A 23,206-nucleotide genomic window follows, 5' to 3' on the forward strand; every position below is an offset into this window, starting at 1 on the left:
CGCGTCCTAGGTGAGTCCTCCCGATGCCGCGAGCAGCGACGACGGGTCGCCGTAGAGGGCGTAGGCCGCCCACGTCGTGCGGTCCTGCTGGCGGCCGTGGCTCATGACGCGCGCCCGGCGCAGCGCCTCGCCGACACGCTGGCGCTTCTCGATGAGCTGACGGTAGAACTCGACGGCCAGGTCGGCGGCCGTGTCGTCGAAGACCGGCCAGAGCGAGCCGACGCAGGCCTGGGCTCCGCCGTAGACGAACGCGGACGCCAGACCTTGGGCCTGGGCGACGGTTCCGCCGGTGGAGCGTCCCTGCGCCTGGGGCGCGGACTTGCTCGACTCGCAGGCGTTGAGGAAGACCACGGGGTGGCCCTCGAGGAGGCGCTGGACGCGCTCGGCGCGGAAGTGCTCACCGGTGGAGAGCAGCAGGTAGCTGAGCTCCGGGCGCCCGGCGTCGAAGCCGGCGTGCCCGGCGTAGTGGATGAGGTCGTAGTCGCCGAGGCTCAGCTCGTCGGTCAACCGGCTGGCCGTGACGTCGGAACCGGTGAGCTTGGTGACGATCGGCGCCGGCGACATCTCGGCGAGACGAGCCTCGATGTCGTTGATCTCCTTCTCGGCCTGCTGGAGCGGCTCCCCGTGGACCGAGTGGACGAGCAGCACCGTCGTCTTGCGCCGCTCCACGGTCAAGGCGGCGTCGCGCGTACGCCGCGGGAAGGTCTGCTGGGCCGGCATACGGGCGAATGTCCTCTTGAGACAGAGGAACTCGGTGCCGTCGTGCAGCAGCTCCCAGGGGAGCTCGGGGTTGTTGGACGTGATGGTGAGAGGGAACTCGTCCGTCTCGTCGATGATGCGCTGCATCGCGTCCGGGATGAGCAGGCTGTACATCCGTCGGCCGATGCGCTCGAGCCGTCCTGCGGTGTCGAGCTGGTCGAGGTGGTCGGTCGAGATGGCACGGACGGGTGCCGCCCGCCGCAGCGCCGGTGCCCCGACGGGGGCCGCTGGAGCCGCTGGAGCCGCCGGAGCCGCCGGAGCCGCAAGCCCCGTGGGGCCCGCTTGAGCCACCGGCGACTCTTGCGCGGGGGCGCTGGTCGCCGCCGCGGCCGAGCGGATGCCCTGGATCGAGCTCTCCGCGATCGTGTCGATGGTCTCCCTGAAGAGGTCCTGGTCGGTGAGGAGCACCTCGACGTCGTCGTAGAGGTTGCTCTCCTGGATCGTGCCGAAGTTCGGACGCCGCAGCAGCACCTTGTAGGGCACGCTGAGGTCGACGGTGGCCCCGGAGATGAGGAAGAGCTCGGTCCGCCGGGCCAGCTTGCTGTCGCGCAGCTCGGCGTCGCGGACCTTGCGCTCGAGGTCCGCGGTGTACGTCTCGAACTTCGCCGCGTCGACGTCGACCTGGTCGGGATCGACCTCGTCGGGGTGGCCGCGAGGCAGGGTGAGGCCCTTCTCGGCGAGCCGGCGCTTGGCGTGCTGGACGGCCACGGCCGCCGTGTCGTAGCGGCCCGACCTGAAGTCCAGGTCGCTCGTGCGGAACTTGCCCACGACATCGAGGGCGAGCTCGGCCTCGGACTCGGCGTCGTCGTAGCGCAGCTCGCTCGCCCGCTCCACGACGTGGTGGAGTCGCTCGAAGTTGAGCTGGAGGCTCCGGTACTCCTCGGTGATGGACGCCGTGACCGCGTCGAGGGCGGCCTTTCGGGCGCGAAGCTGCTGCCGGGACGAGCGCGCGACGGTCCACTCGGGCTCGCCGAGCAGGCCCTCGAGGGACGTCATGCAGGAGCGGCGCGGACCGGCCGCGCCGGAGGCCATGCGGGCGATCTGGTCGTCCGCACGGGTGATGAGTGCCACGAGCGTCGTGATGAGCTCCTGCTCCCCGACCACCGACGTGAGGCGGGTCTGCGCCATCGCCTCCGTCAGCGTGCGCAGGTCCTCGACGAGCGCCCGGCAGTCGTTGAGCTGCCGGGTGGCCTCGGCGAGGCGCGCGACTGAGACCGGCGCCGTGGGCGAGGACGCGGTATGCGTGGGGCGCGGTGCGCGTGACCGCGGGGAGCCCGCCCCCCGGCTCACCGGCTGCTGCGCAGCAGTGTCGACGGCCCGCTTCACCGTGTCACCCCGGTCGGGGTGCCGAGCGCGGCGGTCAGCTCCTCGAGCTGCTGACGGACGAAGGCGGGGGTGTCTGCCTCCCCGACCGGGTCCCACTGCTCGCGCAGGGCTCGCAGGTTGGCCTGGCGGATGGTGCTCTCGAGCAGGCGCACCCGGTCCTCGGGGCTCTGCGCGTCGGGCGCGTCCGGGACGGCGGGCAGGGTGACCGAGTCCCCGGGTGACGTGGCCAGGACGAGCGCCCGGTCGGCATGCTGGAACAGCACGGGCTGGGCCCACTCGTCCCCGAGGGACGAGGCGAACGCGACCTGCTGGGCCCGTCCCGACGCCACCGCCTGGGCCGTGGTCGCCCCGGAGGCCAGGGCCGAGTAGAGACCTCCGAGGAAGGCCAGGCAGCTCGCGTCGCTGATGGCAGCGCGGATGCCGATCACGGCGTGCACGCTCGGGGCGATCTGGGCGGCGAGCTGGTCGCTGTCGCAGGCGGCGAGGACGACGAGTCTCAGGGCGGAGCCTCGGAGGACCTTCGACAGGGTCCGGCCGGACACCACCTCCGGCCGGTCGGCAGTGCCGATCACGAGATCCTGCCACCCCTGCCGGGCGCGTTGACCGGTCCCCAGCACGTGGACGACGTGCACGTCGTCGCGCTGGAAGGCCTGCGTCAGCTGGATCGATCTGACGTCCGGGACCGTGACGAGGTCGGAAGCGGGGAAGGCCTCGTGGATGATGCGGGGGTCGTTCGCCTGGTCGATGCCGTAGAACGACGAGGTCAGGGCGATGATCCGCAGCTGCGCGGGCTCCAGCGGATCCGCGGCCTCAGGCCCCTGGGCGGGAGCGTCCGGGTGCGGCTCGGGGCGCTCGCGGATCACGCACCATCCCTCCGACATCGCGACGTACTGCGACCCGGAGGCAAGCGTCGGGTCGGCGATCAGCTCCCACGGGAGGGCGTGGACGGCATACGACGTGCTTCGGATGATGATGTGCAGCGCGCCCTGCTCGCGACCCCGCTCCACGGCCTGCGCCCAGCAGCGGCTGAGGGCGCCGGAGAAGAGGGCGCTGAAGAGCTGCGCGCCCACCCTGGGACGGTTCGGCTCCGGAACGAAGCTCTTGGTCGGGGTGCGGGTGCCGGGCGTGCGCCACTCCGGGTTCACGACGAACGAACCCGTGGCGATCACCGCGCCGTCATCGACGTGCGCCGTCACGTCGTGGCGGTCGGGGTCACCATCGACCGGCTCGATCGTCACGACGAGTCGCGCCGGCTCCGGCCGGCCCGGCGTGACGTACTCGGACACGTCGTTCTTGAACAGGGCCATGTCACTTCTCCCACTGCCTCCGCCAGTCCCAGTGTGGTCCGGCGACGACCCGCACCGCAGCCGAACTGAGGATCACCTGTGAGAGGGCGGTGACGGAGGGGCTGATACCGAAAGGGGGCCGCGGGGCGGCCTGAGGTGGTCAGCCCGCGGGGTCAGTGGGCTGCGTCGTCCCCGTCCGCCCCGAGGGGCGCCTGGCGCGGGACCGCGCGCGTTGGGCGGCCATCTGCTCGTCGAAATCCGCCCGCCACGTCGGGCTGAGGGCGATCCCGACGCGCGACGCCTCCTCCGTGCTCAGCTCGACGGGGAAGCCGTAGGTGTCGTAGAGGACGAAGAGGTCGGCGCCCGTCGCGCCCTCGTGCAGGTGGCCGTGCAGCTGGGCGAGGCCCTTGCGCAGGGTCCGGCGGAAGGCGTGCTCCTCCGTGGCGAGCACGGTGATGACGTCATCGGTGTGCTCGGCCACCTCGGGGTAGTCGGCCGTGTAGATCCCCGCGACCACCCCGATGATCGCGGGGAAGAAGTTCTCCTCGAGGCCCAGGGCGAAGGCGTAGCGCACCGCCCGTCGCACGAGCCGGCGCAGCACGTAGCCCTGCGCCTTGTTGCTGGGCCGCACCCCGTCGACGGCGAGAAACGTTGCGCCCCTCAGGTGGTCGGCGATGACGCGCATCGCGTGCGTCTCGTCGTCGTACGAACGGCCGGAGAGCGACTCGAGCTCCTCGATGATCGGGCGGAGCAGGCTGATGCGGAAGACGTCCGAGGTGTCGAGCGCCGCAGCCGCGATGCGCTCGAGACCGCCGCCGTAGTCGACGTTGCGACGCGGGAGCGGCTCGAAGCCGGTCTCGGTGCGGCGGTACTCCATGAAGACCGAGTTGCCGAGCTCGATGAAGCGACCACAGTCGCAGTTCGGGTGGCAGCGCGCGCCGTAGGCCGGGTCGTGCTGGACGTGGGGGAAGAGATAGAACACTTCGGAGTCGGGGCCGCCGGGCTCGCCGACGGGCATGTGCTCCGCGCCGCCGGCACGCGTCCACCAGTTGCTCGCACCGTAGAAGACGATGCGCGCATCGCCCGTGCCGACCTGCGACGCGTGCTCGTCGGTGCCGACGTCGACCTGCTGGGCCGTGAGGCCGGCCGCCTCGAAGAGGCCCTGCCAGATCGCCGCCGTCTCCTCGTCCTTCGGTATGCCGTGGGCGGGGTCACCGCTGAAGCAGGAGACGTAGAGGCGGTCGGGGTCGAGCCCGACCTTGTCGGTGAGGAAGGTCCAGAACTGCGGGATCTGGACGTCCTTGAAGTAGTCGCCGAGGCTCCAGCTGCCGAGCATCTCGAAGAAGGTCGTGTGCCGGTTGTCTCCGACCTCCTCGATGTCCTGCACGCGCAGGCACGTCTGGCTGTCTGCCAGACGGCGCCCGGCTGGGTGGTCGGCGCCGAGGAGGTAGGGCAGCAGCGGCTGCATGCCGCTGCCGGTGAAGAGTGTCGTCGGGTCGTTCTCCGGGGTGAGCCGCGCCCGGGGGATGACGGTGTGGCCCCGCTCGGCGAGGAAGCCGAGGAAGGCCCGGCGGATCTCGTCGGCGTCCATGGGCCGATTCCACACCCGCGTCGCAGGGGTGTCGAGGCAGTTTGTCCCCTCGTCACACCGCCGAGGCGATGCGGGTGGCGGTCGCGGTCGCGTCGTCGCCCACCCCGAAGAGGAGCGACGACCGGCGCCGGCGCAGGAAGTGCACGCCGACGAAGTGCAGACCGGGCGCCACGGTGCTCTCGCCGTCGTCGTGCAGCGGGAAGCCCTGCGCGTCGACGAGGCCTGGCACGTCGATCCACTCCGTGTAGCGCGACCGGAAGCCGCACGCCACGACGACCGCGCCGAAGCCGTGGAGGTCGAGCTCGGTCGGGGCGTCGGTCACGAGCACTGTCGGCGGTGGGATCTCGGGCACGGGCCGCCCTTCGCGCGCGCAGGCCTGCGCCACCGCGCCGCTGACGAGCCGGAAGCCCGCGTCGCCCGCGGCGATCGTCTGCGCGAGGTCGGGCTCGAGGTATGCCGTCCGGCCGGCCACTCCCGCAAGGTGGCCCGTGAGCCGCACCCCGAGCGCCGCGAGGGTGCGGTAGTGGAGGTCGTGTCCGCCGCGGGCGCCGCTCGCCTGGACGTTGGCGCCGTGTCGCGCGGCCGGGCTGGCGAGCTGGTCGGGCCCCTGCTCGTAGAACTCGGCGGCGATGAGCCAGTCGAAGAGGTCACGGTCCTCGAGGCGCCGGTAGAACCATGGCGCCCTGCCGCAGGCCATGACGACGTCACGGCCGGCGAGGGCGAGCTCCTCGGCGATCTGGCAGGCGCTCTGGCCGCTGCCGACGACGAGCACCGCCCCCTCGGGCAGGCCCGCCGGGTTGCGGTAGGTCGCGACGTCGACCACCGCGATGTCGGGCGACAGCCCCACGAGGACCGCCGGCTTCAGGGGCTGCTGGTAGGCGCCGGTCGCGATGACGGCGACCCGGCTGCGGATCGTGCCGTCGTCGGTGTCGAGGAGGTAGCCACCGTCACCACCGTCGGCCGCGTCGCCCAGCGGGGTGAGCCGGTGCACCGGCGTGCCCGGGCGGACCTCGGCTCCCAGCCGTCCGGCATACCGCTGGAGGTGGTCGGCGATCTCGGTGCGCGCCATGAACCCGCCCAGGTCGTCACCGCGGTAGTGCGCGCCGGGCAGGGTGACGGTGTGGTTGGGCCCGACGAGCGTGAAGCTGTCCCACCGGCCGAGCCACGACGAGCCGGGTGTGGTGGCCTCGAGCACCACGTGCTCGACTCCGCGCGCGGTCAGCTCGTGGCTGGTCGCGAGGCCGGCCTGACCGGCTCCCACGACGACGACGTCGATCTCTTCCGCCATGACGCCACCGTGCCACGAGAAGTCCCCGCTCGGGCGCACCTGTTGTGGGAGCGTGGGTGTCGCAGGCGGATCCCTCCTCCCGAAGCGAGCGCGCATGAGCCAGTCCACGACGGCGGCGGAACCGGCCTCGGGTGGCGCACCCGGCCCCGGCGACGAGGTCGACGCGCCGCCACCACCCGAGGATCCGACGCCCTCACGCGGGCGTTTCCGCGGCCTGCTCCACGCGACCCTGCCCGGTTGCTGGGGCGCCGTGCTCTTCGCCGCCCTGTCCTTCACGCCGTCGCTGCTCCCGCGGGGCGGCTTCATCCAGGGCCTCGTCTGCGGCATCACGGCCTCCATCGGCTACGGGCTCGGCGTGCTCGCGGCGTGGCTGTGGCGTGCCTTCGCCGACCGGGAGCCGCGGCAGGCCAGGCCGAGGTCGTGGCGTGTCCTGCTCGTCGGCGGGGGCCTCGTGCTCGTCGTAGCCTTCGCCCTCGGGCAGTACTGGCAGCACCAGATCAGGGCGCTCATGGGGGTGACGGAGTACAACCTCGCGCTCGTCGTCATCTCGCCGTTCGTCGCGGTCTTCTTCTTCGCCCTCTTCGTCCTCATCGGGCGCGGCATCCGCAGGGTCTACCACTGGGTCGCGGAGCTGCTCAGCCGGCGCTTCGGCAAGAGGGCCGCGAGCGCGACCGGCTGGGTGCTCGTCACCGCGACCGTCTACCTCGTCATCAGCGGCATCCTGCTCGACGGGCTCGTGAGCGCCATGGACGAGGCGTTCTCGGTGCGCAACGGGATCACCGAGGAGGGTGTCGCGCAGCCCACCTCGAGCCTGCGCTCCGGCGGGCCGGGCTCGGTGGTCCCGTGGGACACCCTGGGTCGTGAGGGTCGCACCTTCGCCGCGTCCGGGCCCTCCGCGTCCGACATCACCGCCGTCGTCGGTCGACCGGCCGAGGAGCCGATCCGCACGTATGCCGGCCTCGACTCGGGTGACGACGCCGAGGCCCGCGCCGCCCTCGCCGTCGAGGACCTCGCCCGGGCGGGCGGTTTCGAGCGGAAGAACCTGCTCGTCGCGACGACGACCGGCAGCGGCTGGGTCGACCCTGCGCTCGTAGCGCCCTTCGAGTACCTCAGCGACGGCGATGCCGCCACGGTGTCGATGCAGTACTCCTACCTGCCCTCGTGGCTGTCCTTCCTCGTCGACCAGACGAAGGCCCGCGAGGCCGGCCGAGCCCTCTTCGACGCGGTCTACGACCGGTGGTCGAAGCTGCCTCAGGACAAGCGGCCCCGGCTCTTCGTCGCCGGCGAGAGCCTCGGCACGTTCGGTGGCGAGACCGCCTTCAGCGGCGAGTACGACCTGCGCAACCGCACGGCGGGCACCGTCTTCGCGGGACCACCCAACTTCAACACCCTCTTCCGCGACTTCAGCGACCACCGCGACCCCGGCAGCCCCGAGATCGAGCCGGTCTACAAGAACGGTCGGACGGTGCGGTTCGCCACTGACGCCGCCACGTCGATCCCGCCCGCGGGCCAGCCGTGGGACGGAACGCGGGTCATCTACCTCATGCACCCCTCCGACCCCATCGTCTGGTGGAGCCCGAACCTGATCTTCACCGAGCCCGACTGGATCGGCGAGCCGCCGGGACGCGACGTTCTCGAGGGCATGCTGTGGATGCCCTTCATCACCTTCTGGCAGGTCACCGCCGACCTCCCCTTCTCGACGGGGGTGCCCGCCGGCCACGGGCACAAGTACACGACGGAGTACGTCGACGCCTGGAACGCCGTCATGCGGCCGGAGGGCATCAGTGCCGAGCAGCTCGCGCGGATCAGGTCGGCGACGGCCGCCCTAGGGTGAGGGTGGTGGTCGCCTCGACAACCGATTCGCCTCACGTCGAAGGGAGCCCCCGCCCATGACCAGCGAGGAGCGCCGCTTCCCCCGCTCCGTCTACGAGCACGGGGAGGACCCCGACCCCCGCTTCAGCCTGGCCAACGAACGCACCTTCCTCGCCTGGGTGCGCACCTCGCTCGCGTTCGTCGCTGCAGGTCTCGCGGTCGAGGCCCTCCAGCTGCCCGTCTCATCCCCGCTTCGGCTCGTCATCTCGCTGATGCTCATCCTTGCCGGCCTGGCTGCAGCCGTGCAGGCGTGGTTCGGCTGGACCCGCACCGAGCGGGCCATGCGGCACGTCGGGGCACTGCCGTCGTCAGGTCTCAAGCTGCCGATCGTCGTCATCCTCGGCATCGTCTGCGTCGCCGTGGTGCTGGGGCTGCTGGTGTGAGCCAGCCGAGCGGGCCCGGCCTCGCGGAGGAGCGCACCGGCTTCGCGTGGCGGCGCACAGCCGTCAGCGTCGCCGTCGGGGCGCTGCTCTGCCTCAAGATCCTTCCGCCGCTCCTCGGTCCGGCCGGGTGGGCGCTCGCGGTGCTCGGCTTCTGCTGGAGCGCCGACCTGGCCCGGATCGGCCGGCGGCGCCACGTCGAGGCGAGGGCCTCGACGCGTCCGGGCGCGAGCGTGCCGCTCGGCGGCGGTGGCAACGTCGTGCGCACGGCCGCTGTCACCTGTGCGGTCGGGGTCACCGCGACTGTGGCAGCGGTGGTCATCGCGATGCGGGGCGGGGGCGTCTGACCCGAGGTCGGGTCACGCCGGCGTCTCGTCCTCCTGCGTCGCGTCCTCCTGCGTCGCGTCCTTCTGCGTCGCGTCGTCCTGTGTCGCCGGGTACTCCTCGCCGGACATCGAGCCGAGCAGGCGCTCGATGTCCGCGACGGCGCTGCGCCAGACGGACTCTGTCGTCGCGAGCGGGTCGAGCGGGTCGAGCGGGTCGAGCGGGCCGAGCGGGCCGAGCGGGCCGAGCGGGTCGAGTGGCTCGGACGGCCCGGGTGGCTCGGACGGCGCGCGGTCGAAGACGAGGTCGGCGGCCTCGAACGCCGCGGCCGCCCGGCGCAGATCTGCGGCGCGCCAGCCCGCGAGGAGGCGAGGCAGCACCGCGAGCTCCTGCGCCCGAGCGTGCTGTACCACGGCCTCCTCGAGCGCGGCCGCGCAGCGACAGATGGCCGACTCCTCGAGCGACGAGGCGGAGGCGAGCCCGCGGGCGAGTCCCAGGAGCGGACCGTGGCGGGGGATCACCCGCTGCACGGCGACGAACGGTTCGCGGCGAAGTCCCAGCCGCTCGGCGACCGTGTGCAGGACGACGTAGTGCGAGAGCCATCCGGCCGCCGCCGCCTGCTCGGCCCCGGTCGTCTCGGCGACCTCGCACACGAGGCCGCGCATCCGGGTGTGCTGCCGAGCGACGACGCGCACGACGTCGGTGACCGCCGACCGTGGCTGCATCGTGCACCTCCTCGGGCTCGCCCTCGCGGGGCTGGCGCGCCCGGCCCGCGCCACCCCCATACGGCATGCCATACCCGCAGCGGCGGCGCTCAGACAGGCCCCTGCCGCACCGGCGCCGACCGCGACGTAGGGTGGTGCTCGCAGCCCTCCGGGCGGCACCGACCCCGACGACCGGTCATCGTGGAGGAGCGGCGTGGATCGCTACCAGTATCTGCTGCTCATGGCGGCCTGCATCGCGATCACGCTGCCGCTGGAGTTCGTCCTCGGTGCGCGCGTCTATCGCAGGCCGGCCCTGCTGGTGACGGCGATGGTGCCCGTCGTGGTCGCCTTCTCGGTGTGGGACATCGTCGGCATCTGGCGTGGCCACTGGTCCTACAACCCGCTCTACGTCACCGGCATCGAGCTGCCCCTGCGGATGCCGCTCGAAGAGCTCGTCTTCTTCGTCGTCATCCCGATCTGCGGGCTGCTGACCTACGAGGCGGTGGGGCAGGTGCTCCGCCTCGTGCGTCGTCTGCGCTCGGGCACGGACGCCCATGCCTGAGTACACCGTGCTCGCCGTCGTGGCGGTCGTCGCGACGGTCGTGCTCGAACGATGGTCGGGCACCCGGGTGTTCGCCCGGTTGCAGTTCTGGCTGGCCATGGCGATCGTGTTCGCCTTCCAGATGATCGTCGACGGCTGGCTGACCAAGCTGAGCGCGCCGATCGTCATCTACAACCCGGAGCACCACCTGGGCCTGCGCTGGCCGTGGGACGTGCCGGTCGAGGACTACCTCTTCGGCTTCGCGATGGTGGCGGGCACGATCATCCTGTGGGAGCGTGCGAAGCGGCTCCGGCAGACCCCCGCCGAGCACCAGCCCGTGGCTGGGCAGGATCACGACGAGGAGGACCCGTGGACGCAGGGCAGGTGACGCGCACGGAGGTGCCGGAGGCCTTCGACGAGGTGGCGGACCGCTACGACCTCATGGTGGGCATGAGCCCGGGCTACCACGCCCAGCTGCGGGCCTCGGCCGACGCGCTCCTCGACGCCATCCCCGATGCCGCCACACCGTCGACACCAGGGGTGGCGTCGGCATCGACGGCCTCGGCCGATGCGCTGTTGCGCCTGCTCGACCTCGGCTGCGGCTCGGGCGCCTCCACCCGCGCCATCGTGGAGTCGGTGCGTCGCCACACCGCCCCGGGCGCTCGCACCACGGCCCGTCCGGCCTCGGTCCTCGCCGTCGACGGGTCGGCCGGCATGCTCGATGCGGCGCGCAGCAAGGCCTGGCCGTCGTGGGTCGCCTTCGCCCAGGGCCGCGCCGAGGACCTCGCCGACCAGCCCGAGCTCGCCGACGCCCGCGTCGCCGGTGGTCTCGACGGGGTGCTCGCGGCATACCTCGTGCGCAACGTGCCCGACCGCGACGCCGTCATCGCGGCGATCCGCGACGAGCTCCGCCCCGGCGGCGTGGTCGCCCTGCACGACTACTCCGTGCGCGGGCGCCCCGTCTCGACGGCGCTGTGGACGGCGATGTGCTGGGGCATCATCATCCCGCTGGGATGGGTGACCTCACGACGCACGCGCCTCTACCGCTACCTGTGGCGCAGCGTGCTCGACATGGACTCCACGGCCCAGCTCGAGGACAGGCTGCGGCGCGCGGGGTTCGTCGACGTGACGACGCTCCACGCGAGCGGCTGGCAGCGCGGCATCGTGCACACGGTGCTCGGTCGCCGTCCGGTCGACGCATGAGCCCACGCGCCACCCGCCCCGCCCTGCCGAGGCTCCCCGGGCGTGCCCGCTGGACGCCTGGCCTGGACCCCCGGGCGGAGCGCCACGCTCCTCGCCCGCCGGCAGCCGCGCCCGATCCGGACCCATCACTCGTCGTCGTCGTCGGGGGCGGCATCGCCGGCCTCGCCGCTGCGACAGGGCTTTCCGAGCGAGGCGTGCCCGTGGTGCTCGTCGAGCGCGAGTCGACGCTCGGCGGTCGCGTGCGTTCCTGGGCGGTGGACTCCGAGCGAGGAGAGCCGCTCTCGATGAGCCGCGGCTTCCACGCGTTCTTCCGGCAGTACTACAACCTCCGTGCCCTGCTGCGCCGCAGCGACCCATCCCTCGAGCGGCTCTTCGCGGTGCCCGACTACCCGCTGACGCTCGCCGACGGTCCGACCGACTCCTTCGCGCGCATCCCGCGCACCCCGCCCCTCAGCATCGCGGCGTTCGTCGCCCAGAGCCCGAGCTTTCCCGTCAGCGCGCTGCGGGGTGTCGACGTCGGGGCGGCGCTCGGGTTGCTCGACGTCCAGTTCCCCGAGACGTATGCCGCCTACGACGGCGTGAGCGCCGCTGACGTGCTCGACCGCCTCCGCTTCCCCGAGCAGGCGCGTCACCTCGCGCTCGAGGTCTTCGCGCGCAGCTTCTTCGCCGACCCGCGTGACTTCTCCGGCGGCGAGCTCGTCGCGATGTTCCACACGTACTTCACCGGCTCGGCCGAGGGGCTGCTCTTCGACGTTCCTGCGACCGACTACGACACCGCACTGTGGGCTCCGCTCGGGTCCTACCTCGCCCGGATGGGGGTTGACGTCCGCACCGGCACGGAGGTGGCTGCCCTCGAGGACGGGCCGGACGGCATACGGGTGCGGCTCGGTGACGGCTCGACGGTGACCGCGGGTGGTGTCGTGCTCGCGACCGACCGCGAGCCCCTCCAGCGGATCGTCGCCGGCGCGCCGTGGCTCGGCGATGCGTCCTGGCGTGACGCCCTTGCGCACCAGCGCATCGCGCCATCCTTCGCCGTGTGGCGTCAGTGGCTCGATCGTCCTGCGGCGCAAGGGAGCCCGCTCTTCCTCGGCACGAGCGGCTATGGCCCGCTCGACAACGTCACCTTCGTCGACCAGATGGAGACGGGAGCGGCGACGTGGGCCGCGCGCACCGGCGGGTGCGTCGTCGAGCTGCACGCGTATGCCGTGCCCGACGGCACCGACGACGGTGACCTGCGTGACGAGCTGAGTCGCCAGCTGCACCGGCTCCACCCGGAGCTGGCCGGGGCGACCGTGCTGCACGAGGAGTGGCTGCTCGCCCGCGACTGCCCACTGGCGGGCACCGACCCGTGGGCGGCGCGGCCGGGCGTCGTGACCCCCGACCCGCGGGTCGTGCTGGCCGGGGACGGCGTGCGCTGCGAGCACCCGGTTGCGCTCATGGAGCGGGCCGCGACGACCGGGTGGATGGCCGCGAACGAGCTGCTCGCCCGCCGGGGCCTCGTCGGTCACGACCTCTGGACCGTGCCGCTGCGCGGACGCGGGCGAGCCGCCGCCCACGCCGCCCGCCGCCTCCTCGGCGCAACCCCCTGACCCCACCGAGAGTCCTCCCGGCAATCGAGAGCGCACTCCGTAGGAGACGACAATCGAGAGCGCACTCCCGTCGGTAGTCGCAATCGAAAGAGCACTTCGTCGGCGGTCGGCCCGCGGTTTCTCCGCGTCGGGGAGGTCAGCCGCTGTGGGCGGTCGGCAATCGAGAGAGCACTCCGTCGGGAGACGAAGATCGAGAGAGCAGTTCGTCGGGAGGTCAGCCGCCGTAGGACTCGCCGCGGTCGCGCAGGAGCCACCGGCGCTCCGCGTAGGCCATGTCGTCGACCCACAGCTGCCGCGCGGTGGACGCCACCGCGGGGCGGATGAGGCGCGCGGCGGCCCGAGCGAGGGCAAAGCCCTGGCGGTCGGAGTGGGCGATCGTCGCCTCGGTCATGACGGTGCAGGGCCGCCCTGAGCGGTCGTGTCCGATGAGGGTGGCATGGGTCTCGACGACGCTGCCGGCACCCTCGCCGTCGACGATCGTCATGACGATGGTTCGCGCGTCGGGGCAGGCGAACTCGGCTCGCACCGGCACGCCCCACGTGCGGCTGACGCGGAAGGCGACGTCGACGACGAGGCAGTCGTCGGTCGAGGCGGCGTCGTCGACCGTGAGGTGGCTGAAGGCGTAGGGGTGGTACCACGTGCCGTGCCAGGGGTCGAGTCGGTTGGCGATGATGTCGGCCGGCTCGCAGACGCCGCGCACGGCGATCACGGTGGCGAATGACTGCGCCACCGGCGGTCGCACCGTGAGTCTGGGTGCCGCAGAAGGGGTCTCGCCCTCGGTCGGCAGCTGCACCCAGAGCAGCACGCCGTCGTCGTGGGCGGGGAAGGTGAGCCAGTCGCGTCGCACGCGGGGTCCGAGGGCGAGCCCGTGCCAGCGGCAGTAGACCTGACCGTGCATCACCTCGCAGTCCTCGAGCAGTGCGCCGAGGTGTGGGCAGGCGCCCGGCCCGGCGAGCAGGCCGCCGTCCTCACCGCGCCAGAGCACGACCTCGCGGTCGTCGACCGTGCGGGTCACCGACCGGCTGGGACCGAGGTCGGCGGAGGCGCCAACGACGTGCCAGCCGCCGGGGTCGCGCTGCTGGGCATCGAGGAAGGAGCGTCGGATGCGTGCCGGGCGCGCCTCCCGCCACGTGCCGGCCAGGCGGTCGCGCGGCTCGGCAGGCATGCGCCGCAAGGGGTTGATCGGCCGCGGGGAGGCGTCGGCGGGGGAGCGGCCGGTGTCGGGAGCGGTCCGCAGGAGGGAGCGCAGGCTCATGAGGTGACCACCCTTTGCTTCGTGGGTCCGAGGATGAGGACGCGGGTGCTGAGCGCCGCCTTGTGCCACGTCGGCACTCGCGCCCGGCCGGAGAAGACGTCGTAGTCACGCGCCTCGATGCGGTCGAGGATGCGGGCATACAGGGTGCGCGCCGCGGACACGCACCGCGCCGACGACGGAGGGAGCAGCGGTATGCCGCGGTCGGCCTCGGCATAGAGCGCGCGGTTGCGCTCGATCTCGAAGCGCAGGAGCCCGCGCCACGCGGGGTCGACCTCACGCCGGTGGGGGTCGGCGCCGAAGCGGCGCAGGTCCTCCTGGGGCACGTAGACGCGCCCGCGGTCGAGGTCCTCGCCGATGTCGCGCAGGAAGTTCGTCAGCTGGAAGGCCTGCCCCAGCGCCCGCGCGGGGCCGAGGGCGTCGGGGGAGAGCGGACGCAGCACGGGCAGCATCATCTCGCCGATGACGGCGGCCGAGCCGTCCATGTAGCCGAGCAGGTCGTCCCACGTCTCGTAGGTCGTCTGCGTGAGGTCCTGGGCCATCGCGCCGAAGAAGCGGTCGAAGCACTCGTCCGCGATGCCACAGGTGCGCACGCTGTGCGCCACCGCTGCGATGACGGGGTCCTGCGTCGGGGCGCCCGCGGTCACCTCGCGGAAGTGCTCCGCGAAGCGGTGCAGCCGCTCCGTCGTCTCGGCAACCTGCGCGGCTCCGGTCGCTCCCGGGGCGTCGACGATGTCGTCGGCGAGCCGGCAGAGGGCGTAGACGGCATACACGTGCCGGCGCCGCTCGGGAGGCAGCAGGATCGTGCCCCAGTAGTAGGTCGTGCCGTGCTGGCGGGTGATCCGCGCGCAGACGCGGTAGCCCTCGGCGACCTGGTCCGTCACGGTGTCGTCGACGGTGCTCACGCCACGCTCCCGCCAGGCGCGACGTCGTGACGCCCAGCCCCGCCCGTGGGGGTCAACCCGCGACGGGCCGGCGCCGGGAGGTAGTCGTCGACGCGGTCGGCGGCCAGCTTGCCGCTGACGAGCACCATCGGCACCCCGACGCCGGGCACGGTGCCCGATCCGGCGAAGACGAGCCCGGGCACGCGACGCTCGAGGTTGCCTGGCCGGAAGGGGCCGGTCTGCCCGAAGGTGTGCGCGAGGGCGAAGGGCGTGCCCTGGTGCATGCCGAGGTCACGCCACTCGAGCGGAGTCATGAGGTGGTCGGTGACGACGTCTGTCGGGTACCCATTGCTGTCAAGGAAGTTCGTCAACCGCTCGGCCATCTGCGGGCGGGTCGCCTCCCAGTCGACGGTGCCCGTGAGGTTGGGCACCGGTTCGAGGACGTAGAGCGTCGAGCAGCCGTCGGGGGCGAGGCTCGGGTCGGTGACCGTGGGCACCGTGACGAGCCGCGACGGGTCCGGCATGAGGCTGCGGTCGTCGATGAGGGCCTTGAAGCTGCCGACCCAGTCGTCACCGAAGTGGATGTTGTGGTGTGCGGTGCCCTCGGCGGGGAGGCCCTGTGCCCCGACGTGCCAGACGACGGCCGAGGGGGAGTAGGTGCCTGAGCGCACAGCCCGGGGCGGCCGCAGCTGGGGGAGCAGCCGCTCGTAAGCCGCGGGCAGGTCGAGCGTGCACACGACCGCATCGGCCCGCAGCCGCTCACCGGACTCGAGAGCGACCCCACTGACCGCGCCACGCCGGTCGAGCAGCAGGCGCTCCACCGCCTCGCCATAGTGCTGCTCGACGCCTGCACGTGCCGCCGCAGCGGCGAGTGCCGCAGGCACGGCGTCCATGCCACCCTTCGGGAACCACACCCCCTCGATGGAGTCCATGTAGGTGATGACGGCATAGAGGGCGAGGGCGTCCTCGGGCGACAACCCGGCATACAGCGCCTGGAACGAGAAGAGGCGGTGCAGCCGCTCGTCGTCGAACCACTCGCGCACCACGGGGCCGAGCCGGCGAAAACCGCCGAGCCGCAGGAGAGTTGCCGCAGCCTTCGGTGAGGAGGCAAGTCCCAGAGGGGAGTCGAAGTTGTGGTCGATGAAGTGCGGCATCTCGACCTCGTAGAGGCGCTTCAGCCACGCTGCGAAGCGCGGAAAGGCCTCGGCGTCCTTGGGGCCGCAGGTGCGAGCGATCTCGTCGCGCATCGCCTCGATGCCGTGCCGCACGTGGATCGTCGAACCGTCGGCGTAGACGGCTCGGTAGGCCGGGTCGAGGAGCGTCATCGGCAGCTCGGCCTCGATCGTCGTGCCGACGGCACGCAACGCGTCGTCGACGAGGCCGGGCATCGTCATGACGGTGGGCCCGGTGTCGAAGACGAAGCCCTCCTGCTGGCGACGCAGACCGCGGCCCCCGGGCCGGTCGTGCCGCTCGACGAGGGTCACCTCGTGTCCCCGGCCGGTGAGGTGGCAGGCGGCGGAGAGGCCCGACAGGCCGGCTCCGATGACGATGACGCTCATGCGTCCCTCCAGGCGATCGATCGGGCGAGTGACCGCAGGGCGTCGGCCCCCATGGGGTCGAGGTCGACGTGGTCGAGGGCGGTGAGCGCGAGATCGACCTCGCGGGTGATGCGCTGCTCGGCCTGCTCGAGGACCCCGGCGTCGAGCATGAGCTGCTGGAGCACACCGACGTCGGCGTCGGTGATGACAGACCGGTGCCCGAGGTAGCGCTCGGCGACGTCCTCGGGCAGGAGGCGCCGCGCCTCGGCGAGCAGGACGGTCGCCTTGCCTCGGAGCAGGTCGTCGCCGACGGGCTTGCCGGTGCGTGCCGGGTCACCCCAGACGCCGAGCACGTCGTCGCGCAGCGCGAAGGCCTCGCCGAGGTGCCCCCCGAAGGTCTCGAGAGCGGCGAGAGCGTCGGCCTCGGCCCGCGCGGCCAGGGCTCCGAGCAGCAGCGGCCGTTGCACGGTGTAGGCCCCCGACTTGAGCCGTGCGACCCGGCGGGCCTGGGCGAGGTCGCGGCGACGTGCCGCAGCGCCGGTGACGTCGAGCAGCTGGCCCTGCACGAGCTCGCGGAGCATGTCGGCCCAGGCTCGCTGGAGGGGAGCGTCAAGACCCGCCGTCAGGACCCAGGACTCCGTCAGGGCGAGATCGCCGAAGAGGATGGCGATGCTGTCGCCGAAGAGCGCCGGATCGCCGAGCGCGTCTGCGGCCGTGTGCTCCTCGGCTGCCTCGACATGCGTCGTGGGGCGCCCGCGGCGCGAGTCAGAGCGGTCCATCACGTCGTCGTGGACGAGCGCGAAGAGGTGGACGAGCTCGAGGGCCGCACACACCGTCACGGTGTCGTCGCGGCCGACACCACGGGCGGGGCCGCCCGCGCTCACCCAGCCCCAGTGGCACATCACCGGTCGCAGCCGCTTGCCCGTGGCGGGCAGCAGCCAGCCGCGCAGGTGCTCGGGCAGGTCGGCCCGCAGGACGTCGGCGGCCTCGGGGCACCGGACCCGCCACTGCCGCTCGAGCTCGACGCAGACCCGGTCGAGCACGAGATCGGTGCGGCGCAGGGTCTCGCCACAGTCCACCGAGTCGGCCTGCACCTCGCTCGCCCAGCTCGCGACGAGGACCTCGTCGTCGTTGGCCGTGGGGGCGGGCCGGTGTGGACTCATGTCGCTCCTCGCTGCTCGGCGGTGGGGCATGGGCGAAGCGTCGCGGGCGAGGGGGTGCAGCCGGCGGCGTCTCGGGGCCAGTGGGCTCTCACCTTGGGTCACGTCAGCCCCAGTGATCAAGAAGTTGTCCAACGTTGTCCGTGGGAGGAGCCACGCGCGGTGGCTGCAGGGCGGCCGGCAGCAGGTCGGTGGACGCGTCGGGCCACGTGCTCGGGGCTCCGAGTGCCTCGAGGTGCGCGACCTGCTCGCGGCACCAAACCGAGACCTCGCGGCCGCCTGCGATGGACGACACGACGTCGTCCCACGGCTCCCAGGCCCACTCCGCGACCTCGTCGGCGCGCGGACGGAGCGGCTCCTCCCGGTCGACGTGCACGGCGAGGACGGGGCACAGCTCGAGCTCGACGACGCCCGCCATCTCGGCGCGGTAGCGGAAGCCAGGGAGGACGAGGCGCGGCTCGCCCACCTCGAGACCCAGCTCGTCGGCGGCGCGCCGCCGGACGGCATACGGCAGCGGCTCGCCGGGGGCGGGGTGGCCGCAGAACGAGTTGGTCCACACGCCGGGGAAGGTGCGCTTGTCGAGAGCGCGCCGCGTCACGAGCAGGTTGTCGTCGGCGTCGAAGACGTAGCAGGAGAAGCCGAGGTGCAGGGGAGTCTGCGGCCCGTGGACGGTCGCCTTCGGCGCCGTGCCGAGCACGCTCCCGTCGTCGGCGACGAGCACGACCCGCTCGTCCTCCGTGCCCACCACGTGCGCTCCTCGTCCCACGACATGCTGGTCCACCGGGCGGCGACCTTGCGGCAAGGCTAACCAGAGGCACCGCTCGCCGCATCACCCGCGGTGCCTGCCGGGGCGGTTGCGACCGGCGTGTGTATCATCTGATACATGATCGAGGCCTCGTCGACGAGCAACGCACCTCCCGAGCGGCTCTGGCTGGTCGTCAGCGAGGTGGAGCGGTGGGGCGACCGGCTGCCGACCTTCACCTCCGTGCGAGCGCTGGAGCCGTGGCGTCCCGTCGGCGTCGGCTCGCGCTTCGAGGTCAGGCAGCCCGGGCTGCCGGGCGCGACGTACGAGATGACCGCCTGGGAGCCCGGTCGCAGCTTCACCTGGGTCGCTCGCTCGCCGGGCGTCGTGACGACGGCGTCGCACACCGTCGGTGCGCACGCGGCCGGCTCGACCGTCGACCTCGCCCTCGACTGGACCGGCCCGCTCGCTGCCGTCATCCGGCGGCTGCTCGGCCGCAAGTCCCAGGGCATGGTCGAGTCCGAAGCCCTCACCATGTGCCGCCTCGCGGAGCTGGAGTGACGCGTCCGCGGCCTCGGGATGTGTTGCTGGACAAGGCGATCGGCTACTACGCAGCGAACGGCGTGGGCGACACTAGCCTGCGCACGCTCGCCTCGTCCATCGGCACGAGCCAGCGCATGCTGCACTACCACTTCGGCTCGCGGGAGGACCTCCTCGCGGCGGTGATCGAGAGCGTCGTCACCGCGCAGATCGCGACGCTCGACCGCCTCTTCGCCGAGGAGCACGACCCCTTCGAGGCCGGACGCCGCAACTGGGAGGCGGCGGCCGCCTCCGCCCAGACCTTCGGGCCGCTCTTCTTCGAGCTCGCGTCGCACGCCATGCGAGGGCGCCCGTATGCCGTCCGGCTGGGTGAGGTGATCGTCACCGCCCATGTCGCGGCGTTCCGTCGCGCCTATGCGACGGTGACCGACGATGCGCAGGCGGAGGTGCTGGCACGGCTGACCCTCGCGGTCGGGCAGGGGGTGCTGCTCCAGCTGCTCATCGACGGCAACCGGCCGGCGGCCGATGCGGCGGTCGACGAGCTCACGCAGATGGTGCGAGCTCGGCTGGAGGGATCGGTTCGTCGGTGAGATCACCCTGACGACGTCGACCCAGGCGTATGACCCGTCGCCTTAACTGCTCGACCACGCGGCGACCAAGGCCGCTCTCAACAACCTCACCGTCAACCTGCTGGGCCGCGCCGGCCAGCCGGCCGAGGTCGCCCCTACCTATGTCTTCGTCGCGTCCCCGTCCGACGCCGGCTACGTCTCCGGCACCGTCATCGGGGTCACCGGCGGCGGCGCAGTCTTCTGACCCACCCAACTTCCCGATCGAGAGAGCAGTTCGTCGGCAGGCCCCCCGCCCGACGAACTGCTCTTTCGATCGGGACCCGGGAATCGAGAGAGCAGTTGGTCGGCAGGCCCCCGCCCGACGAACTGCTCTTTCGATCGGAAGGGAGGCGGCGGCATACGGGATGCCGGGAGGCTGCCGCTGAGCGCGCCGCAGGCGCGGGTGGGTGATGACTCCCCAGGCGTATGCCGTGAGGTCTCCCCGCGATCGTGAGTGCACCGCGTCCTCGGGCTTCCTCGCCGACGAACTGCTCTTTCGATCGGGACCCTGGAATCGAGAGAGCAGTTCGTCGGCAGACCCCCGCCCGACGGACTGCTCTTTCGATCGGGCTGGCGGGGCGGACGCTGCGCGGTCGAGGGTCGCGACGCCGCATCCGCCGTCGGCGGGATCGTGCGCCGGCTCACGACGTTGGGAGACAAGGCAGCCCGGCGCAACAACGAGCTTCCCGAGGTCCCGGTCCCCGAGCTCGTGCGCGAGTAGACTCCGAGGCGCAGTGCACTGACAGGTTCCACTCGACGCTCTGGAGCCGATCGCCATCGAGGGCAGGCAGCCCCCGCCAGTGGTCGGGTGCCGGACGAATCGATGAAGGAGGTGCCATGGGCGACCAGGTCGGACTCTTCGTGCTCCTCGGCGTCATCGTCGTGCTGGCGGGCGGTTTCGCGATCTTCCTGGGCATGCGTGGCCAGGGTGACAACGACACCCTCAACACCCACGAGGACCAGACGTTGCGGCAGCGTGAGGACCACCCCGAAGGTGCGGAGCGCTCACACCTCGTGGGCAACCCACCCATCGACACCATCACGACCGATGGCTGGGGCGCAGCGCGACCCGGCGAGGGAGCCGAGCCCGAGGAGCTCCCTGAGGACGTGCACCCCGAGAAGCACGACAGCGACCGTCGCCACGGCCGCCACTGACGTCGTCAGCGCAGCCGCCACACCGTCGTCGACCGGAGGATCTCGCCTGCCCTGAGCACCGTGGACGGGAACCCAGGGTGGTGAGGCGCATCGGGGAAGCCCTGTGTTTCCAAGGCAATTCCCGACCGGGGGCCGTATGCCGTGCCCGACGTGCCCGTGACCGTGCCGTCGAAGTGCGCCCCGGTGTAGACCTGCACCCCCGGCTGGTCGCTGTCGACGTCGAGGGTGAGGCCGGAACGCCCGCGCAGGGTGGCCACGTGCCGCAGGCCCTCGCCGTCGACGACGAAGTTGTGGTCGAGGCCCTGACCGTGCTCGAGCTGCTCGTCGCGGTGCGCCAGCGCCTCGCCGACGCGTCGGGGTGCCCTGAAGTCGAAGGGCGTCCCGTCGACGCGACGCACCTCTCCGGTGGGGATGAGCAGCGCGTCGGTGGGGGTGAAGCGGCCTGCCGAGAGGGTGAGCTCGTGGCCGTCGACGGGCCCGCTGCCTTCCCCGTCGAGGTTGAAGTAGCTGTGGTTCGTGAGGTTGACGAGCGTGTCACCGTCGGCGGTCGCCTCGTAGTCGATGCGCACGAGACCCGGCCCGACGGCATACGTCACGGTGACGTCCAGCGCGCCCGGGAAGCCCTGGTCACCGTCCGGGCTGTGCAGGCCGAAGTGCACCCTGCTCGCGTCCTGGTCGACGATCGTCCACGGCCGGTGGTCGAAGCCGTCGAGGCCGCCGTGGAGGGTGGTCGTGCCCTCGTTGGCGCTCAGCCGGTGCGTCTGACCGCCGAGCTCGAAGCTCGCCCCGGCGATGCGGTTGCCGAAGCGGCCGATGGTCGCCCCCAGGTAGCCACCGGCCGTGACGTAGGTGCGCGCGTCGGCGTGGCCGAGCACGATGCCGACCGTTCGGCCGTCGGGAGCCGGCACCTCGAGCCGGCGCACCGCGGCGCCCGCGGTGAGCACCTCGAGGAGGATCCCGTCGGCTCGGAGCAGGACGGACGTGGGTGGGGCGACGTCGGCAGACACGATGGCTCCTGCGGTGGGGGAGGCGAGGGTGGCGGGCCCAGTCTGCCGTGTGATCCAGCAGTTGATCCGCCCGCGCCGGCTGCGGCTCGCCGAGCCTAGGGTGAAGGTGACTGGAGCCGGACCTGACCGCCCGCATCGAGGTGGGCGGTCGCCGGAGGCGAGGAGAACGGGCACCCATGACGCAGGTCGAGACCAACTGGGCGGGCAACCACACCTATCGCGCGCGCGTCGAGCGGGCGCAGTCCCTCGAGCAGGTGCAGCAGATCGTCGCGGCAGCCCCGCGCGTGCGCGCCCTGGGCTCGCGGCACAGCTTCACCGACCTCACCGACACGACCGACGAGAGCGGAGCAGCAGGCGTGCTCGTCTCGCTGGCCGACCTCCCCACCACCGTCGAGGTCGACACCGAGGCCCGCACCGCGCGCGTGACGGGCCGGGCGGCATACGGAGACGTCGCGACGCGGCTGCAGGCCGAGGGCTGGGCCCTGGCCAACCTCGCGTCGCTCCCGCACATCTCCGTCGCCGGCGCGGTCGCGACGGGCACGCACGGGTCGGGAGTCGAGAACGGCTCTCTCGCAACGGCGGTCGCGGCACTCGAGATCGTCGGCCCTGACGGCAGCATCCGGCGCGTGGCGCGCGGCGACGCCGACTTCGAGGGAAGCGTCGTCGCACTCGGTGCGCTGGGCGTCGTCACCGCGGTCACGCTCGACATCGAGCCGACCTACGACGTGCGCCAGGACGCCTTCACCGGGCTCGGCTGGCAGTCCCTGGCCGAGCACCTCGAGACGATCACGAGCAGCGCCTACAGCGTCAGCCTCTTCACCCGGTGGACCGACGCCGGCATCGACCAGGTGTGGCTCAAGAGCCGGGTCGGCGACCGTGCCACGGAGCCCCCGCGTGAGCTCTTCGGCGCCCGGGCCGCCACCTCGACGCTGCACATGATCGAGGGGGGAGCGATCGAGGCGGTCACCCAGCAGGGCGGCGTTCCGGGGCCCTGGCTCGACCGGCTGCCGCACTTCCGCATGGAGTTCACCCCCAGCCGCGGCGAGGAGCTGCAGAGCGAGTACCTCCTGCCGCGCGAGCACACGCTCGAAGCCGTCGAGCGGCTTCGTGCCCTCGCCGAGGTCATGGCACCGGTCCTCATGGTGACCGAGCTGCGTACGGTCGCCGCCGACTCGCACTGGCTCAGCAGCTCCTACGGCCACGACGTCGTCGGGGTGCACTTCACGTGGGTGCGCGACGTCGAGCGGGTGTATGCCGTGCTCCCCCTCATCGAGGACGCGCTCCTGCCGCTCGGGGCCCGACCGCACTGGGGCAAGTGCTTCGTCGCGGGCTCGGCGCAGCTCGAGCCGCTCTACCCCCGGATCGGCGACTTCCGTGACCTGCGGCGGCGCGTGGACCCGGAGGGCAAGTTCGGCAACGCCTTCGTGGACCGGGTCATCGGCTGACTCCCCGAGAGG

General features: G+C 72.3%; 22 protein-coding genes and 1 pseudogene. 12 read left to right on the forward strand and 11 right to left on the reverse strand.

Annotated features, from left to right (window positions below):
* Nucleotides 1-6 precede the first annotated feature (6 nt).
* The 4 genes from FHX52_RS16340 to FHX52_RS16355 all read right to left on the reverse strand — a co-directional run bounded on the left by FHX52_RS16340 (nucleotide 7) and on the right by FHX52_RS16355 (nucleotide 6,250).
* Complete coding sequence (locus FHX52_RS16340; RefSeq protein ID WP_141823367.1) at nucleotides 7-2,085, reverse strand: CHAT domain-containing protein; 2,079 nt, start codon at nucleotides 2,083-2,085, stop codon at nucleotides 7-9.
* On the reverse strand, nucleotides 2,082-3,392 hold the full coding sequence (locus FHX52_RS16345; RefSeq protein WP_141823368.1) for a CHAT domain-containing protein: 1,311 nt from the start codon (nucleotides 3,390-3,392) through the stop codon (nucleotides 2,082-2,084). Before FHX52_RS16345 ends, FHX52_RS16340 begins: the two co-directional genes overlap by 4 nt.
* Nucleotides 3,393-3,531: 139 nt before the next feature.
* Complete coding sequence (locus FHX52_RS16350) at nucleotides 3,532-4,962, reverse strand: alanine--tRNA ligase-related protein (protein WP_141823369.1); 1,431 nt, start codon at nucleotides 4,960-4,962, stop codon at nucleotides 3,532-3,534.
* A 52-nt stretch (nucleotides 4,963-5,014) separates the two neighbouring features.
* Complete coding sequence (locus tag FHX52_RS16355; protein ID WP_185747327.1) at nucleotides 5,015-6,250, reverse strand: flavin-containing monooxygenase; 1,236 nt, start codon at nucleotides 6,248-6,250, stop codon at nucleotides 5,015-5,017.
* 94 nt (nucleotides 6,251-6,344) lie between these two features.
* On the opposite strand from FHX52_RS16355, the gene FHX52_RS16360 reads away from it, so the two are divergent.
* The 3 genes from FHX52_RS16360 to FHX52_RS16370 are packed head-to-tail and all read left to right on the forward strand — an operon-like array spanning nucleotide 6,345 to nucleotide 8,849.
* A complete protein-coding gene (locus tag FHX52_RS16360) occupies nucleotides 6,345-8,084 on the forward strand; it encodes an alpha/beta hydrolase (RefSeq protein WP_185747328.1) in 1,740 nt (579 codons plus the stop codon).
* A gap of 55 nt (nucleotides 8,085-8,139) precedes the next feature.
* Nucleotides 8,140-8,505, forward strand: coding sequence for a YidH family protein (locus FHX52_RS16365; RefSeq protein WP_141823371.1), 366 nt, complete (start codon nucleotides 8,140-8,142; stop codon nucleotides 8,503-8,505).
* A complete protein-coding gene (locus FHX52_RS16370) occupies nucleotides 8,502-8,849 on the forward strand; it encodes a DUF202 domain-containing protein (protein WP_185747329.1) in 348 nt (115 codons plus the stop codon). The genes FHX52_RS16365 and FHX52_RS16370 overlap by 4 nt, the downstream gene beginning before the upstream one ends.
* Nucleotides 8,850-8,861: 12 nt before the next feature.
* Here FHX52_RS16370 and FHX52_RS23945 read toward each other — a convergent pair whose 3' ends face one another.
* Nucleotides 8,862-9,551 carry a hypothetical protein gene (locus tag FHX52_RS23945; RefSeq protein WP_185747330.1) on the reverse strand — a complete coding sequence of 230 codons (690 nt, stop codon included), beginning with the start codon at nucleotides 9,549-9,551 and terminating at the stop codon, nucleotides 8,862-8,864.
* A 193-nt stretch (nucleotides 9,552-9,744) separates the two neighbouring features.
* Between FHX52_RS23945 and FHX52_RS16380 the strand changes: the two genes are divergently transcribed.
* From FHX52_RS16380 to FHX52_RS16395, 4 genes are read left to right on the forward strand one after another with little or no spacing between them, the layout of a single operon-like run.
* Nucleotides 9,745-10,092: a lycopene cyclase domain-containing protein gene (locus FHX52_RS16380; protein WP_141823373.1), complete on the forward strand. Its 348-nt coding sequence runs from the start codon at nucleotides 9,745-9,747 to the stop codon at nucleotides 10,090-10,092.
* Nucleotides 10,085-10,459, forward strand: a complete 375-nt coding sequence (locus tag FHX52_RS16385; RefSeq protein WP_141823374.1) for a lycopene cyclase domain-containing protein — start codon at nucleotides 10,085-10,087, stop codon at nucleotides 10,457-10,459. Before FHX52_RS16380 ends, FHX52_RS16385 begins: the two co-directional genes overlap by 8 nt.
* Nucleotides 10,441-11,274 (forward strand): class I SAM-dependent methyltransferase, encoded by an 834-nt coding sequence (locus FHX52_RS16390; protein WP_141823375.1) that lies wholly within the window; start codon nucleotides 10,441-10,443, stop codon nucleotides 11,272-11,274. The genes FHX52_RS16385 and FHX52_RS16390 overlap by 19 nt, the downstream gene beginning before the upstream one ends.
* Nucleotides 11,271-12,863, forward strand: a complete 1,593-nt coding sequence (locus FHX52_RS16395) for an FAD-dependent oxidoreductase (protein ID WP_141823376.1) — start codon at nucleotides 11,271-11,273, stop codon at nucleotides 12,861-12,863. Before FHX52_RS16390 ends, FHX52_RS16395 begins: the two co-directional genes overlap by 4 nt.
* A 214-nt stretch (nucleotides 12,864-13,077) precedes the next feature.
* On the opposite strand, the gene FHX52_RS16400 is transcribed toward FHX52_RS16395, so the two are convergent.
* The 5 genes from FHX52_RS16400 to idi all read right to left on the reverse strand — a co-directional run bounded on the left by FHX52_RS16400 (nucleotide 13,078) and on the right by idi (nucleotide 18,445).
* Complete coding sequence (locus FHX52_RS16400) at nucleotides 13,078-14,118, reverse strand: Rieske (2Fe-2S) protein (protein ID WP_141823377.1); 1,041 nt, start codon at nucleotides 14,116-14,118, stop codon at nucleotides 13,078-13,080.
* On the reverse strand, nucleotides 14,115-15,020 hold the full coding sequence (locus FHX52_RS16405) for a phytoene/squalene synthase family protein (protein ID WP_246070055.1): 906 nt from the start codon (nucleotides 15,018-15,020) through the stop codon (nucleotides 14,115-14,117). The genes FHX52_RS16400 and FHX52_RS16405 overlap by 4 nt, the downstream gene beginning before the upstream one ends.
* Nucleotides 15,017-16,558 carry a phytoene desaturase family protein gene (locus tag FHX52_RS16410; protein WP_141823378.1) on the reverse strand — a complete coding sequence of 514 codons (1,542 nt, stop codon included), beginning with the start codon at nucleotides 16,556-16,558 and terminating at the stop codon, nucleotides 15,017-15,019. The genes FHX52_RS16405 and FHX52_RS16410 overlap by 4 nt, the downstream gene beginning before the upstream one ends.
* Nucleotides 16,555-17,700, reverse strand: a complete 1,146-nt coding sequence (locus tag FHX52_RS16415) for a polyprenyl synthetase family protein (RefSeq protein ID WP_185747331.1) — start codon at nucleotides 17,698-17,700, stop codon at nucleotides 16,555-16,557. The genes FHX52_RS16410 and FHX52_RS16415 overlap by 4 nt, the downstream gene beginning before the upstream one ends.
* A 103-nt stretch (nucleotides 17,701-17,803) precedes the next feature.
* Nucleotides 17,804-18,445, reverse strand: coding sequence for an isopentenyl-diphosphate Delta-isomerase (idi, locus tag FHX52_RS16420; protein ID WP_141823380.1), 642 nt, complete (start codon nucleotides 18,443-18,445; stop codon nucleotides 17,804-17,806).
* 135 nt (nucleotides 18,446-18,580) lie between these two features.
* Between idi and FHX52_RS16425 the strand changes: the two genes are divergently transcribed.
* From FHX52_RS16425 to FHX52_RS16440, 4 genes and pseudogenes are all read left to right on the forward strand, one after another.
* On the forward strand, nucleotides 18,581-19,000 hold the full coding sequence (locus FHX52_RS16425) for an SRPBCC family protein (RefSeq protein WP_141823381.1): 420 nt from the start codon (nucleotides 18,581-18,583) through the stop codon (nucleotides 18,998-19,000).
* A complete protein-coding gene (locus FHX52_RS16430) occupies nucleotides 18,997-19,569 on the forward strand; it encodes a TetR/AcrR family transcriptional regulator (RefSeq protein ID WP_185747332.1) in 573 nt (190 codons plus the stop codon). The genes FHX52_RS16425 and FHX52_RS16430 overlap by 4 nt, the downstream gene beginning before the upstream one ends.
* A gap of 10 nt (nucleotides 19,570-19,579) precedes the next feature.
* A pseudogene (locus FHX52_RS24405) lies at nucleotides 19,580-19,792 on the forward strand (NAD(P)-dependent dehydrogenase); the annotation flags it as partial.
* 632 nt (nucleotides 19,793-20,424) lie between these two features.
* Nucleotides 20,425-20,742, forward strand: coding sequence for a hypothetical protein (locus FHX52_RS16440; protein ID WP_141823383.1), 318 nt, complete (start codon nucleotides 20,425-20,427; stop codon nucleotides 20,740-20,742).
* A gap of 5 nt (nucleotides 20,743-20,747) precedes the next feature.
* On the opposite strand, the gene FHX52_RS16445 is transcribed toward FHX52_RS16440, so the two are convergent.
* Nucleotides 20,748-21,749, reverse strand: a complete 1,002-nt coding sequence (locus FHX52_RS16445) for an aldose epimerase family protein (protein ID WP_185747333.1) — start codon at nucleotides 21,747-21,749, stop codon at nucleotides 20,748-20,750.
* Between the two features lie 176 nt (nucleotides 21,750-21,925).
* Here FHX52_RS16445 and FHX52_RS16450 point away from each other — a divergent pair, with 176 nt between their 5' ends.
* On the forward strand, nucleotides 21,926-23,194 hold the full coding sequence (locus FHX52_RS16450) for a D-arabinono-1,4-lactone oxidase (protein WP_141823385.1): 1,269 nt from the start codon (nucleotides 21,926-21,928) through the stop codon (nucleotides 23,192-23,194).
* Nucleotides 23,195-23,206 lie beyond the last annotated feature (12 nt).

It is taken from the genome of Humibacillus xanthopallidus (assembly GCF_006717145.1).
Taxonomy (GTDB): Bacteria; Actinomycetota; Actinomycetes; order Actinomycetales; family Dermatophilaceae; genus Humibacillus; species Humibacillus xanthopallidus.

Excerpts from the sequence above, each read along its gene's own strand:
- FHX52_RS16345 (WP_141823368.1), bottom strand. The coding sequence starts at position 3,392 with ATGGCCCTGTTCAAGAACGACGTGTCCGAGTACGTCACGCCGGGCCGG.
- FHX52_RS16350 (WP_141823369.1), bottom strand. The coding sequence starts at position 4,962 with ATGGACGCCGACGAGATCCGCCGGGCCTTCCTCGGCTTCCTCGCCGAG.
- FHX52_RS16355 (WP_185747327.1), bottom strand. The coding sequence starts at position 6,250 with ATGGCGGAAGAGATCGACGTCGTCGTCGTGGGAGCCGGTCAGGCCGGC.
- FHX52_RS16360 (WP_185747328.1), top strand. The coding sequence starts at position 6,345 with ATGAGCCAGTCCACGACGGCGGCGGAACCGGCCTCGGGTGGCGCACCC.
- FHX52_RS16365 (WP_141823371.1), top strand. The coding sequence starts at position 8,140 with ATGACCAGCGAGGAGCGCCGCTTCCCCCGCTCCGTCTACGAGCACGGG.
- FHX52_RS23945 (WP_185747330.1), bottom strand. The coding sequence starts at position 9,551 with ATGCAGCCACGGTCGGCGGTCACCGACGTCGTGCGCGTCGTCGCTCGG.
- FHX52_RS16385 (WP_141823374.1), top strand. The coding sequence starts at position 10,085 with ATGCCTGAGTACACCGTGCTCGCCGTCGTGGCGGTCGTCGCGACGGTC.
- FHX52_RS16395 (WP_141823376.1), top strand. The coding sequence starts at position 11,271 with ATGAGCCCACGCGCCACCCGCCCCGCCCTGCCGAGGCTCCCCGGGCGT.
- FHX52_RS16400 (WP_141823377.1), bottom strand. The coding sequence starts at position 14,118 with ATGAGCCTGCGCTCCCTCCTGCGGACCGCTCCCGACACCGGCCGCTCC.
- FHX52_RS16410 (WP_141823378.1), bottom strand. The coding sequence starts at position 16,558 with ATGAGCGTCATCGTCATCGGAGCCGGCCTGTCGGGCCTCTCCGCCGCC.
- FHX52_RS16415 (WP_185747331.1), bottom strand. The coding sequence starts at position 17,700 with ATGAGTCCACACCGGCCCGCCCCCACGGCCAACGACGACGAGGTCCTC.
- FHX52_RS16425 (WP_141823381.1), top strand. The coding sequence starts at position 18,581 with ATGATCGAGGCCTCGTCGACGAGCAACGCACCTCCCGAGCGGCTCTGG.
- FHX52_RS16440 (WP_141823383.1), top strand. The coding sequence starts at position 20,425 with ATGGGCGACCAGGTCGGACTCTTCGTGCTCCTCGGCGTCATCGTCGTG.
- FHX52_RS16450 (WP_141823385.1), top strand. The coding sequence starts at position 21,926 with ATGACGCAGGTCGAGACCAACTGGGCGGGCAACCACACCTATCGCGCG.